The organism is Paenibacillus albidus (genome assembly GCF_014644435.1).
Lineage (GTDB): Bacteria > Bacillota > Bacilli > Paenibacillales > Paenibacillaceae > Paenibacillus_AQ > Paenibacillus_AQ albidus.
Genome location: NZ_BMKR01000024.1, coordinates 42,548 through 55,565, shown reverse-complemented (window position 1 = coordinate 55,565; position 13,018 = coordinate 42,548). Strand labels below are relative to the sequence as shown.

The window sequence follows — 13,018 nt, the reverse complement described above, 5'->3', positions numbered from 1 at the left end:
GGCGCTGATTTCAAAAATAAGGTGCTGAAGGACAAAATCGAGGTTTCGTCGTGCTGGACCTTGGTTTTGACGTCGAGTGTGTAGATATGTCAGAGAATAGTAAATGAGAGAGTAATAAATTCATTTGTAGGAAATTTTGATGAGAGCGTCCTTGGATAGCTCTCTTTTTTAGTCCGGAATTAAGGTGAATTTTGGAGAAAATGGTTCTCTTAGAAGGATTCATAGGTCTTGAAGTCGAAAAAAGTAACAGGATTCAGAAAAGGTAATTGAGTAATTTGGAAATTATGATGTGTTTATGGGTTTTACTTTCAACTTCTTATTGCCAAGTTTAATTCGAATTTCCGAGGGTGATTCTATCAAAATTTCCATCGAAGTAATAGACCATACAGAAGAAGAGGAGATCCGCATCAGGTGTCACCAAGTAGACGAAGAAATACATGAGCTCGTTAATAAACTAAAAACCGAAACGCTCATTATACTTGGTTATCATGAGGATAAGATCAGCCGCATCAAACTTAGTGATATTTATTATTTTGAAGCTGTTGACGGAAAAGTGTTTGCGTATGGTAAGAACAACGTTCATGAAGTCAAACTAAAGCTTTATGAACTGGAGGAACTTTGCAAAGAGAAACATTGTTTTCGCGCCTCCAAATCGACCATTCTAAATATAGCTAAGATTGCCAGTATTCATCCTTCGATCAGCGGCCGTTTTCAAGCATTATTGGATAACGGGGAAAAGGTAGTCATATCACGGCAGTATGTGCCAATGCTTAAACAAATGCTTGGATTATAAAAGGGGGACCTATATGAAGTATTCCGAGCTTATAAAAGAAACGATTAGAGATTTCTTAATTATATTCGCCTCCATCATTATAATCATCACTGTTTTGCGGCAAATCTATGCTCCTGATGCAAGTTTCGAATTAAAGACGATTTTTACAATTATGGCTTTCTGTTTTCTGGGTGCTTTGACCGGAATCATTTTATATACGCCACATGCGATTAGCGAGAATAAAATGCGCCTCCGGGTGATTTTACATTTCTTTTTTCTGGAAGCCCTATTAATTTCTCTGGCTGTCATATTGAATCTCGTATACGGCACTTTCGGTATACTATTATTTGCTTTGCAAATTGCCGCAGTATATGCTATCGTTCGCCTACTGACGTATAAGAATGACAAAAAGGAAGCTCAAAAGATCAATGAAAGACTAAAAACATTTAAAAACGAGGTTTAGAAGATATACACAAACCGCTCCCCAAAAAAGCCGTATTCGCAGCGTAAGTACACAGCTTTGCGTTGTTTTCTACAACTTATTGGCTCTCACCTACAGCTTATCGTTTATGCGTATACACCTGCTCGGCCATTTTTTATAATGAACTCATAAAAAGTTGGACGAGGAGCAGAGAGATCATATGGAGATTTTAATACTTGTTGTTACGTTAGTCTTCGAGCTGGCAATTGCCGTTTATTCCATTGCAACCAAGCAAAGCCGCAGCAAGATAAAGAGTTGGACGAGAATTGCAATGTTTATAGGATTCATGATGCTGATCTTGGGGAAAGTTATCGTATGGGAGTACACTTGGGGGCTATTTGCAGGCTTGCTCTTTATATTAGCGTTCAAGGAAATGCTTGTGCTCCTACGCAAACAAACACACACTCCGCGTTACAAAGCTTTTTCTACGGTATGGAAATTCCTTTTGTTAGCACTGACCGTTGTCGTTACCCTGGTTCCTGTTTTACTTTTTCCACAGTATAGGCTGCCGCAAGTGACAGGTCCGTATGCAGTGGCGACCGCCACTTACAGCTATGTGGACAAGAATCGTATCGAAGAATTTACGGATCAGGAAGACAATCGGTTTGTTAACGTGGAATTTTGGTTTCCTGATCAGGCAGACGGAACCTATCCTTTGCTTGTGTTCTCCCACGGAGCATTCGGTATTAAAGCAAGCAACACTTCTACCTTTACAGAACTTGCGAGCCACGGTTATGTCGTCGTTTCCATTGACCATCCCTATCATTCTTTTTATACCGTCTCCGAGGATGGAAAGGTCGTGACGGTTAATCCCGAGTACATGCAAGAAGTCAACAATGCAAATAAAGAAGGGGTTTATTCGCTTGGTGAGTTTTTCGAGCTTACTCAAAAATGGATGAAATTGCGAACGGATGATATGGATTTTGTCATGGATACGATTCTGGATCAAGCCGGGCAAAAAAAAGATTCTGTATATGAACGCATCGATACACAGAAAATAGGTGTGTTCGGTCATTCTATGGGGGGGGGCGGCAAGCGTAGCACTGAGCAGAGAACGCGATGACATTGACGCCGTAGTAAATATAGATGCTCCGTTCTTTAGTGAGCTTGTGTATGATAAAGTTACGAACGAATTAACTGCAAAATCCGAAGCTTTCACCATCCCGCTTCTTAATGTTTATTCGGATGATGTGTGGATACAGCTCGACAGCAGTTCTTCGTATCTTCCGTATATCGCGAATAGAATTTCGAATAAAAATTTTAAAGGTGCATACAACGTTCATTTTAAAGGCGCAAAACATTTAAGTTTAACCGATCTACCTTTATTCTCGCCCATATTGGCAAACCTGTTGCAAGGCGGAAAAGCAGATATCGATAAATATTACGCGATTGAAACTCAAAATGAACTTATCCTTCGTTTTTTTGACTATGCTCTAAAGAATCAAGGTCAGTTTGCTCCAAAAGCGACGTATTGAGAAGCTGTTCCGTAACCGGGTAGCGAATACTGCCACATCTGAACTGTCTATTTTGAGCAACCCATACATGTGGAGTGAGTGCTGTGCGTTGTTGATTCATGAATAATGTCTGAAAGCCACATTTACCTATAAATAGAAGCCCAAGCTTATTCAACGCTTGGGCTTTTGCAATTCGGTCTACACCACTCTATCAATCAAAACTGCACCAGTGATTTATGAACCTTATTTAATCGGAATGTACAAATCTATTTTAGAATCAGGATTGTCATACCCCAAATATCGTTGATCGTATAGCTCAAAGTCCTCCCGATCGTCCATTTCCTCTTTCGTGTTAAGGAACCACGTTCCCCATATGTAATGGAACGTCTGAGGAAGCATACGCAGCGTGCCTGTGTGAGTGAATACGGCGTAGCACCCCTCAGGAATTACTTTTTGCACAAAGGTTGAAGGAAGTCCATCAAAAGAATCCACTTCGATGCCAGCAACCTCCGTGAATAGCACCTCATCGCTCATGGAGTACAGGCTATTTTCATGACAAGCCTCGCAGATGCCAAATCCTCGTCCATTAAGTGAACGATAGGGAATTCTAGTGGAGATTTTGTTGAATTCCTGCCAAAGTTCGGCTAGTTTGTTATCCTTGAGCGTCGTTTCACCGCGTATTCCGGCGACCTTCGTCTCAGGCAGTTCTACAATGACAGGATGTACGGTAACGTTGCACGTTAGATGCTCCAATAAATGAGCGTGCAATTTGGTCTTGGAAGCAATGAAGGTGTCCAGTCGATTGACGCGATATTCCTGCGGACTGGCCTTATATACGAATTTAAACGCGCGGCTAAATGACTCGGCGGACTCAAAGCCGTGTTCCAGCGCAATATCTATAATTTTGTTGTTGGTGTAAAGCAAAGCTTTTGCAGAATTGGCTAGCCGCCGTTTCTTGATGTAACTGCCGATGCTTTCCCCCAATATAGCGGTGAATTGGCGGTTCAAATGATAGTAGGAGTATCCTGCTACCTGAGCAACCTCCTCCACTTTGATCGCTTCGCCAAGCCTGTCTTCGATGTAGATGATCGCCTGCTCTAACGCCAGCCGGTAGTCCAATCTGAATCCCTCCATCGGTCAACTCTGCAAGGATTGGTAGCCGAACATAGCTTTGTCCGCTCTCTCCATGCTAATCTGGATAGTGGTTGATGAGTCTGGTATTGCTTGTTTTATATCATAAGTATGCCAGCCATTCTCCGCTCTGCCGCCCCAGCATAGCTCTATTATACCGTCCGCAGGGGAGAACACCATGCTTTTGGTTGTACCGAAGTAATCCTCAAAATAATGGGAACACAGCCCATTGGGGTATTTGGACAACAGCATCTCCTTTAGCTGTTTATTCGTTATTGCCGATGCTCCTACCAGTTGGGAAACGATCCATTCCCCTCGCTGCAAGGAATGAATGGCAGCCTGGGGCTCATATTGAACTAATGGCGGAAGAACTGGGTGATTGGTAGCCCAGAGAAACTGCTCTTGTGAAGACGGACATATTTGCTTCGTTGCTTGTTTGCCGTCCATCGTTTCAAACAAGGCGGCGTTCCCGTTTTTATCGAGCAGCATCAAATTAACATTACAGGCGATAGGCATTTCTTTCAAATAATAAAGTGATTCTTCGACATTTTTACAATTTTCCAGTAACGCCCGAATAGCCGCCCAGAAATGTAATCCTTTGATTTTAGGAGCTCGTAAAAAAGGTACAGCCCCAACGGGAAAGCCGCAAGCACTCATCGTTACAGCAAGTCCATGCTCATTGAAACCGTCGTCTCTGCCAAAGCTCATTGTACTTGTACCCATGTGCGTATATTTACCTGTAACGGAGGTTCTGACTAACACAAAATCCTCGCTCTGATGATTGAATTCATAATTGCGAGCCAACAATGGCATATTCTGTGCTGTCATATTTGGCAGCAAGGCAATCTGACTGCATCGCGGCAGCAAATACGTCATGGTGTAGTAAGCGATTTGCTTGGTATTAACCTTTAATGCATCGGCAAAGCCGGAAATTTCTTCCGATATGCCTGGGCACCACTCATCGAATAGCTTGACTGCGTCTTTATAATCGGTTAGACCGAAGCCTTCAAGTGTACGAGTATGAGCGATCTTGTGTGCTGTGTTTTCTGAAATGAGGTTGCCTAGCTTATATCCTATTTCATAGCTTGTTCCTTTCAATTCTAGTGTGTGAACGGGAATCGTTAGCATCCTGTCTCCTCCTTTTTTCTACAGTTTAAGGCGGGGAGGGGAGCAGCGCATGATATTTTGTGCTGTTTTTTGCTCAACATCACAGTAGGATGGAGGGTAGATCCGGTCCCGCATCGCCTAATTTCCCACACAGTTTTTGTGATCCAAAGTTAACTTGATTGTAACCACCCCACCAGAATTGCAGTTGCGCAGTTCTAGTTGTCCTGCGTGCGTTTTTGCTACTTGTGCTGCAAACCAAAGGCCAAGGCCACTGTGTCCATCGGTGCCACGCGCTGCATCACCACGCCATAGGCGCTCTGTTGCATGGTGTAACGCCGCCTTGCTAAAGCCGGGGCCTTCATCACACACAGTGACTTGCCAGCCGCCATCTACCATGCTGCCTTCCAAATACACGTTTCCACCCGCAGGTGTATGCTCGATAGCATTCTGCACCACATTACCGAGAGCGCGAAGTAAATGGTCTTTCTGAATGCTCGCAGCACCCTCCAGGCCGTTTTGGGTTTGCAGGCAAACCCTCTTGGCTTCTGCAATGGCCATTGTGCTCTGGCAAAGCTCGTCAAACATGGCGGGCAGGCTGGTGTTTTCAAATACCTCATCCGCACCGGCGGAGGTTTCCAGCAGGCTGGCAACATACTGCTTGGCCCGGTCGTTGCTTGCCTCAATTGTTTCCACCATTTTGCGGCTGCTCTCAGGCAGTTCTTCATCCAGCAGAAGTTCGGCGTTGCCTCCCACCAGGGTGAGCGGGGTTTTTAAATCATGCGCGAGTGCTGCTATTTCCGCCTCGCGTTCTTGCTGTGCCGCCCACTGAGTGGACAGGGAGCTGTACAATGCCTCCCGCATATGCTCCATAGCACCGAGCGCCTGGTCGTACTCCCGTATGCCCGCGTGGGGAATTGCGAAATCCAATTCCTGCGCGCCTACCTTTTCACTCACCTCGCTGAACAGCTTCAGCTTGGCGGCGAGGCGCCGACGGAGCCACAGGGTGTTAAACAGCAGACAGAGCACCAACGCTACACCAAGTGTGGCCAGCCCCAGGTATTCAGCGGGGGGCAGGATGCCACGCAGCACAGGGTTGACAAACTCTGCCCTGTAATGCCAGCGAAAGATTACGGTGCTTCCATCCGTGTAGGTGTACCGCGAAACATGTATGCTGTAGGCATCCTCCTGTAAAAACCCGGCCAGGACTTCCAGCTTCTTTCCCTCTACGTTGCTTTCCAATACTTCGCCGTTCCGGCCAAACAAAGCGTACTCGGCCAGAAAATCGTCACCAGGAGAAACAAAAGTTTTTGGCTCTCCGGCCAGCATTTTCTCCACCTGTTGGTTGGAGACGGCTCCCTGGTAAGTAACGCCGGTGTTTTGAAGCCGCACCATGACGACATACCATGCCAGGCAGCATAACAGCATACAGCCAAGCATAACTATGGCAAAGCGCAAAAGCACAAAGGAAAGGCTTACAGAACGCTGTCTTTTCGCCATTTGTAGCCCACCCCCCAAACGGTTTCTATGGGGCTGAGGCCGTCGGCTTTCAGCTTGGCGCGGATATTTTTGATGTGCTCCGCAATGGCTGACGAATCGCCCTCGGCATCAAAGCCGAAAACCGCTTCGTATAATTGTTCTTTGGTAAACACCTGTCCGGCGTGCAGGGCCAGGTGCTCACAGATGGCGTATTCGCCCTTGGTAAAGGGCAGTGTGTGTTCGCCCGCGATGGCCACTTTTGCCTGCATATCAAAGCGCACACCGCCTCGGCTCAGGGTGGAGGTCGGCTGGCGCACCTCCCGCCGCAGATGGGCGTTTACCCGTGCGCGCAGCTCAGCAATACTGAATGGCTTTTTAATGTAATCATCGGCGCCCAGGCCAAAGCCCTGTACAAGGGCCGCGTCTTCCGCCTTGGCGGTTAAGAACAGGATGGGGCAATCCACCTCGGCACGGATACGGCTGCAAAGGGAAAAGCCATCCTCGCCGGGCATCATCACATCGAGCAGTAGAAGATCGTACAGCTGGCACCGGGCGGGCTGCACGGTAGCGGCATCCGTTTCGGTGTCTACCTGGTGGCCGTCCTTTTCCAGGGCGGAGCGCACCAGGGCCAGCATATCAAGGTCATCATCGACCACCAACAGTTTCGGCATAGTCTATCCTCCTTGTTTTATTCTTGTATGACTTTACCTTCCCATCTACTAAACCATAGTAGTGACAAAACCAGAACAATCGAAGTAATCATAATCAGAGAAATAATTCCAGGAAAAACAGGTGTGTTTGAAAAGCCAAAATCATTTTCCAAAAACCGAACACCCCATTCCCAAGGAATGATCGGCCAAATTTGATCACCAATAGCATTTTTAAAGTAACCTGCAAAAATTGTACCAGAGATCCCTAACAAAACAGAAATACTTGAACCAAACCGAAAAGCAATCGGAACGTGTAATAAATATAAAAATAAGTTGCTAAACAAAAATATATAAAATATGTCAAGATATGAACCAAAGTGTGTTATGCTGATATCCAGAAAAAAATGGACTCCAATATAGAAACAAAGTCCATATATTATCATACTTATGGCTGAAAGAAACAGTAGAAAGAACAATTTCCCCAGGTATACGCTTCTTCGAGACTCCACTAAACCTAAAGCATTTTGAATATTGTTTATATTCCTATCTAAATGAATTAAAATGGGCACAACGATACTAACAAAAATCGGATAACCTATTTGTAATATAACGAAAAACAACCTCACATCAGGAATAATATGGTATCCAGCATAAGCGTAATAAACTAAAAATAATGTTGTAACCACGATAGGCAGTAACAAATGCAATAAAATAATTGGAGTTCGTTTGATTTTGGTAAAGTTAGAAAAAAACTCCCTTATAATCGTCATTTGCGATACACCTGCTTTCCGTACCAGCGCGAAAACAATGCTGAAAGAACCAGCATAGCAAGCAAGGATATCAATACCAGCAATGAACTTTCTCCTAAATTTAAAATGTATCTTGAATCTGCTTCGACTAATAATCCGTTTGGCAAAACTCCAAATAATGTAACCATAAACCTCGCAGGCCAGCTATATGGGAAGAACCAAAACAAAGGCGTCAAGGAAAAAAATAAACCACCTGACGCACTGGCAAACAAATTTATGATCACAGAACCAACAAATCCGACTTTTTGATCCAAAAATAAACAGAAAGGGATCTGCCATAATAAAGAGAGCCACAATAAGCAGTATCCTAAAAGATAATATCCGCTATGACCAATTGCACCTGAAACACCTGACAATATGCACTCAGAGATAACAGTGATAAACGATAGCAATAATGATAGTATCAAAAGATTAAGCACTATCAATATTGTTTTAGAAATAAATGTCTTCTCCAAATCGATGGGCAAACTATAAAGAGTTCGGTATTTGTGTTTTTGATCCTTATCATTAACTAAATGACATAAAATCACAATGGATATAGACGCAATAGGCATACACCAATTGCAAACGATAGAGCTTGAAAAACCACCTAAACCAATACCAATAAATATAAATATCATCGATATTAAAATTAAAGCTACTGGAATAAATATAATGAGTTTTCTAAATAGGGAGCGTTTAAATTTCAAGTTTTCTGCTCTTAAATATGTTCGTAACATCAGGATTCACGCTCCTTTCTGACGATATCCATAAACAGTTGTTCCAGATTTTCATTTGCATCAATTTTATCTTGATACAGGAGCAAACCATTGTATATGATCCCTATGTCATCGGCAACTTTTTGTACTTCGCTTAAAATATGACTTGATATAATTACAGAAATCCCAGACTCCGCAAATGTTCGAATCATTTTCCTTAATTCTTCAATACCAAAAGGGTCTAACCCGTTTGTAGGTTCATCTAAGACTAATAATTGGGGGTTATTTAGTAGCGCTAATGCTATACCCAATCTCTGCTTCATTCCTAACGAAAAATCGGAGTCTTTTTATTTTTAGCATTTAGTAAGTCCATTTTTTGTAAAACCTCATTACATTTATTTGTTGAAATGCCCATAAGAGTCGCTCGCACTTTTAAATTTTCAAACGCCGTTAAATTTTCATAGAGTGGAGGTAATTCGATTAATGAACCAATATTCAATAAATCTTTTCGAGTCCAAGGGAGATTGTTGAATAATATTTCACCTGAAGTCGGTCTGATAATTCCTGTAATCATCTTCAATAATGTTGATTTGCCAGCACCATTAGGTCCTAATAAACCGTAGACAGAATTTTTTCTTACAGACATAGATAAATCTTTTATTGCATATGTCTTTTTGAATTTTTTAGAAACATTATTGGTTTTTATTATGTACTCATACATCTTAAATTCCTCCATTTTACATTCCAGTTTGTACACTTTTGATAAATTGTTACTGCTATTGTAATAGCCATTTTTAAGGATTTTATAAGGAAGCGGGTGCTTACTCAAAAATTCACCCCGCCTCCTCTTTTTTGAATTTTTTGGGATATGTATGCCTCTCTCGGGGTTATGATATACTTTGATTTAACATGCTGTAAGTGAAGAAGAAGTAAGGGCTTGAGCAGGTTGGGTTTACCACTTCGGGATACAGATTTGTCCTGGTATGCATAGAGAGGTTTTGGATATGACAAATAATTTTTGGCGTGATTTACCGCGGCCGTTTTTTATACTGGCGCCCATGGAGGATGTGACGGATGTTGTTTTTCGCCATGTCGTAAGTATTGCTGCCAGACCGGATGTGTTTTTTACGGAGTTTGCGAATACAGAGAGTTATTGTCACCCGGAGGGGAACCAGAGTGTGCGCGGGCGTTTGACTTTCACAGAGGATGAACAGCCCATTGTAGCTCATATCTGGGGAGATAAGCCGGAATACTTTCGTCAAATGAGCATCGGTATGGCGAAGGAAGGATTCAAAGGCATCGATATTAACATGGGTTGTCCTGTAGCGAATGTAGCAGAGAACGGGAAGGGAAGCGGCCTGATCTGCCGTCCGGAAATCGCAGCGGATATCATTCAAGCAGCCAAAGCCGGGGGACTGCCCGTCAGTGTAAAAACAAGGCTCGGTTTCAGTAGCTTAGACGAATGGCGCGGCTGGTTAACCCATATTTTGCAGCAAGACATTGTTAATCTGTCCATTCATCTGCGCACAAGAGAGGAAATGAGCAAAGCAGATGCTCACTGGGAGCTGATTCCTGAGATTAAGAAACTTCGTGATGAGGTGGCACCAGATACACTGCTGACCATTAACGGGGATATCCCTGACCGTGAGACCGGCCTCAAGCTTGCTGAGCAATACGGTGTGGATGGTATTATGATCGGGCGTGGTATTTTTCATAATCCGTTTGCGTTTGAGAGGGAGCCGAAGGATCACAGTAGTAGGGAATTGCTTGATTTGCTGCGGCTGCATCTGGATCTCCATGATCAATATTCAGGACTGGAACCACGTTCGTTCAGACCTCTTGCCCGATTCTTTAAAATATATGTCCGCGGATTTCGCGGAGCAAGTGAATTAAGAAATAACTTAATGAACGCAAAATCAACAGATGAAGTGCGTGCGCTGCTCGATGAATTTGGAAGCAAAGAGCAGGATGGAGCGGAGGAGCACGGAGATTAAGTGATTCTAAATAAATCCGTGTAGAAAATAGAGAAAAGACGTCAAGAGAATGAGGATCGGATGAATGGAGATGGGATAAACCCGGAGCCAACAAGCCTTTCCTCTGTTTGGTTATGGAGGGGGATTACATGTCCTGGAGCAAATTGAAGCAACAACTGGAGGGCTTTCTCAGTCCTGCGTTACATGGAAGGGTAGAATACCGCGCGCCAGGTTACCGTTATCTGCCTGATAAATCTGGGATCTGTTATATCTCAGTAGATAAAAAGAACATACTCAATATGGGTGATAAAACGAACACGATCAGATGGTATCAAACAGAGCTGGAAATTAAGAATGATCCGGATATCCAGATTCCTGTCAGCAAGGACGACATTGAAGCGGTCAGACAAGCAGCTAAGGGGCCAGTGCCGGAGGATCGCCTAATCGTAATGGCCAGAAGCAGAAAAAGTACAGAACACGCCAAAGAGCTTTTGGCAGCACAAGCTTCATTAAGCAAATCCAATTTTATTGTTGTGGCAAATAAGTTCCTAACTACTCCTATAGAGGAGAGCTTGGAGAGCAGTGATATGGTATTGAATATTCTGGCTTTGGTGGACAGGAGGGTTGGGAAGAAGCGGATTTTAAGCATGTCCGAGAAGATGAGGTTGAAGCATCCGATTGTGCAGTATTTTTATGAACTACGGCGTGATACATTGTGAGGTGAATGATTTTTACCCGCGGATGATCATAGATGGGCAAGGGGGCACCCGGCAAGTGGATGGGGTAGTATAATTAAGAGCTCATTTTTAAGTGGTAAATATTTGGAATTATTAATCCGAAGATCCTTTGGTTTAGATTGTCGGCTTTACATTTGTTGGGGCACTTTGTGTCGAGGTTGCTCGCACTGAACGCACGATACATGTGGAAAGATGTTCATTATTATTAGTTTGGAACGAAAAAAACGAATGAGAAGTTAATGTGTGATCACCCTCTCTTTACTGAGAGGGTATTTTTGTTATTATTTGAAGCGCGAGCAGGATGCTTAAAGATAGCTGGGAGGGAGATTACATCCAAATTACTGTTTGTCTATGCTAGGTAAAGTAGTACACATCTTCTCAGCAACTATTAGAGAGTATTCTGCGATACGAAAGAAGGAGATTCCAGCATATGGTACAATGTAATTGAAGCCAATGACGACCTGATAAAGTAGACAAAGTAAACTCGGATGAAGCGATTCAATAAGGCTTAAAGATATGAAGACAAGTTTGATAGTCAGAAACGATAAGTGATGCGTAGTCACACATATATTCTATTAACAGGAGAGAAATTATGGAGAATATTATTGAATTAAAGAGTATTATTCCAGAAAAGTTTTGGGATAACATTCATAAAAATAAAATATGTATAAGAACCCACCCAATTGATAGGTTGGTAAGAGTATTAGAAAGTGAGAATACTTTTTTTCAAGAGAAAAAACGTGCTGAAAAGCTCTTAGAAATTATATTAGAAACCAAGAAAAAACACCCAAATTATTTTGAGAAGACTTGGAATTCACGAGTGCTTCAAACTAAGGATAACTATAATCAAGCAGTAGGAACGCTTGGAGAGTATAGATGTCGCTATATGCTTGAAGAGTCTAGATTCAAGGTTGAAGAGATAGCAGAAAAGAAAGATAAAAAAACACCGGATTTTAAAGTGAACGATTATACAGGCCAAGAGTTATTCATTGAAGTGATGACGCCAAGAATGAATAAGGCGGCTGAAGAAAAGTTAAGGGGATTTTACAATCAAGAAATTTCACAATTAAAAAACAATAGCGATATCTTAAAGGTAAGTACTGTTTCAGTTAACTACATACGCGGGAAGAATAAGGATAGGATCGCAGAACTGTACAAAAGGCTGCTAAGTAATAAAGGAAAAGCTGAACAAACTGTATATGGAGCAATAAATATATTGTGGCTTAACTTTGAAGATAGTGACCTATCTATTAATAAAAGTGATGTTTATCCTTGCTATTCGGATTCTTTTAAAAATATATATCAAACTAGTAACTTTGGTATTTGGCAGATGCTTTATGGCAAAAAAGGATCTTCGATTTTTGGTGATCTAACTTGGCTCAAGCACTATGAAGGGCAGATTTATGAAAGGAATGTACAACAATACGACGGATATTTTAGAAATAATCATGAATGGGCTGGCATAATAATCGGTTTAAGTAATTGCCAAGTTTTTTATCAAAATCCTTGGTCAAGCATTGAAATACCAGTTAAGAGTAAACAAGGGATCATGAGATTAAATAGTTTTGATTTGAATGCAAGTTGGATTGATGAAACCAATGAAATGTTAATTGAAAGAGTAGAATCTAAAGTTAATGAACTTGAGCGAATACACCATATATTCAAAAAGTGATTAGTGATTTGTTGATTAGATTGATGATGTGTTGAAAATCATAAAGGAGAGTGATTAA

The 13,018-nt window shown here is 42.3% G+C and carries 13 protein-coding genes and 1 pseudogene; 7 read left to right on the top strand and 7 right to left on the bottom strand.

Annotation, left to right across the window (positions count from 1 at the left end):
• The first annotated feature begins 295 nt into the window (after positions 1-295).
• The 4 genes from IEY53_RS23005 (at position 296) to IEY53_RS35235 (ending at position 2,728) form a co-directional block, all read left to right on the top strand.
• The gene (locus IEY53_RS23005) at positions 296-793 is read left to right on the top strand and encodes a LytTR family DNA-binding domain-containing protein (protein WP_229696297.1); all 498 of its coding nucleotides are present in this window, start codon (positions 296-298) and stop codon (positions 791-793) included.
• 13 nt (positions 794-806) lie between these two features.
• Positions 807-1,235, top strand: a complete 429-nt coding sequence (locus tag IEY53_RS23000; RefSeq protein ID WP_189029190.1) for a DUF3021 family protein — start codon at positions 807-809, stop codon at positions 1,233-1,235.
• 178 nt (positions 1,236-1,413) lie between these two features.
• Positions 1,414-2,316, top strand: coding sequence for an alpha/beta hydrolase family protein (locus tag IEY53_RS22995; RefSeq protein WP_229696296.1), 903 nt, complete (start codon positions 1,414-1,416; stop codon positions 2,314-2,316).
• Between the two features lie 46 nt (positions 2,317-2,362).
• Complete coding sequence (locus IEY53_RS35235) at positions 2,363-2,728, top strand: hypothetical protein (RefSeq protein WP_229696295.1); 366 nt, start codon at positions 2,363-2,365, stop codon at positions 2,726-2,728.
• Positions 2,729-2,950: 222 nt separating this feature from the next.
• Here the strand turns inward: IEY53_RS35235 and IEY53_RS22990 are convergent, their stop codons facing one another.
• The 7 genes and pseudogenes from IEY53_RS22990 to IEY53_RS22960 form a co-directional block, all read right to left on the bottom strand.
• Positions 2,951-3,826, bottom strand: coding sequence for an AraC family transcriptional regulator (locus tag IEY53_RS22990; RefSeq protein WP_189029189.1), 876 nt, complete (start codon positions 3,824-3,826; stop codon positions 2,951-2,953).
• An 18-nt stretch (positions 3,827-3,844) separates the two neighbouring features.
• A complete protein-coding gene (locus IEY53_RS22985; RefSeq protein WP_189029187.1) occupies positions 3,845-4,966 on the bottom strand; it encodes a C45 family autoproteolytic acyltransferase/hydrolase in 1,122 nt (373 codons plus the stop codon).
• Positions 4,967-5,083: 117 nt separating this feature from the next.
• Complete coding sequence (locus tag IEY53_RS22980) at positions 5,084-6,442, bottom strand: sensor histidine kinase (protein WP_189029185.1); 1,359 nt, start codon at positions 6,440-6,442, stop codon at positions 5,084-5,086.
• Positions 6,418-7,092, bottom strand: coding sequence for a response regulator transcription factor (locus IEY53_RS22975; RefSeq protein WP_189029183.1), 675 nt, complete (start codon positions 7,090-7,092; stop codon positions 6,418-6,420). Before IEY53_RS22975 ends, IEY53_RS22980 begins: the two co-directional genes overlap by 25 nt.
• 17 nt (positions 7,093-7,109) lie before the next feature.
• Positions 7,110-7,841 carry a lantibiotic immunity ABC transporter MutG family permease subunit gene (locus IEY53_RS22970; RefSeq protein ID WP_189029181.1) on the bottom strand — a complete coding sequence of 244 codons (732 nt, stop codon included), beginning with the start codon at positions 7,839-7,841 and terminating at the stop codon, positions 7,110-7,112.
• A complete protein-coding gene (locus IEY53_RS22965) occupies positions 7,838-8,599 on the bottom strand; it encodes a lantibiotic immunity ABC transporter MutE/EpiE family permease subunit (protein WP_189029179.1) in 762 nt (253 codons plus the stop codon). Before IEY53_RS22965 ends, IEY53_RS22970 begins: the two co-directional genes overlap by 4 nt.
• A pseudogene (locus IEY53_RS22960) lies at positions 8,599-9,299 on the bottom strand (lantibiotic protection ABC transporter ATP-binding protein). Before IEY53_RS22960 ends, IEY53_RS22965 begins: the two are co-directional and overlap by 1 nt.
• A 283-nt stretch (positions 9,300-9,582) precedes the next feature.
• On the opposite strand from IEY53_RS22960, the gene IEY53_RS22955 reads away from it, so the two are divergent.
• From IEY53_RS22955 to IEY53_RS22945, 3 genes are all read left to right on the top strand, one after another.
• Positions 9,583-10,572, top strand: a complete 990-nt coding sequence (locus IEY53_RS22955; RefSeq protein ID WP_189029178.1) for a tRNA dihydrouridine synthase — start codon at positions 9,583-9,585, stop codon at positions 10,570-10,572.
• A 128-nt stretch (positions 10,573-10,700) separates the two neighbouring features.
• Positions 10,701-11,270: an SF0329 family protein gene (locus IEY53_RS22950; protein ID WP_189029176.1), complete on the top strand. Its 570-nt coding sequence runs from the start codon at positions 10,701-10,703 to the stop codon at positions 11,268-11,270.
• Positions 11,271-11,880: 610 nt separating this feature from the next.
• The gene (locus IEY53_RS22945; protein WP_189029173.1) at positions 11,881-12,960 is read left to right on the top strand and encodes a hypothetical protein; all 1,080 of its coding nucleotides are present in this window, start codon (positions 11,881-11,883) and stop codon (positions 12,958-12,960) included.
• The last annotated feature ends 58 nt before the right edge of the window (positions 12,961-13,018 follow it).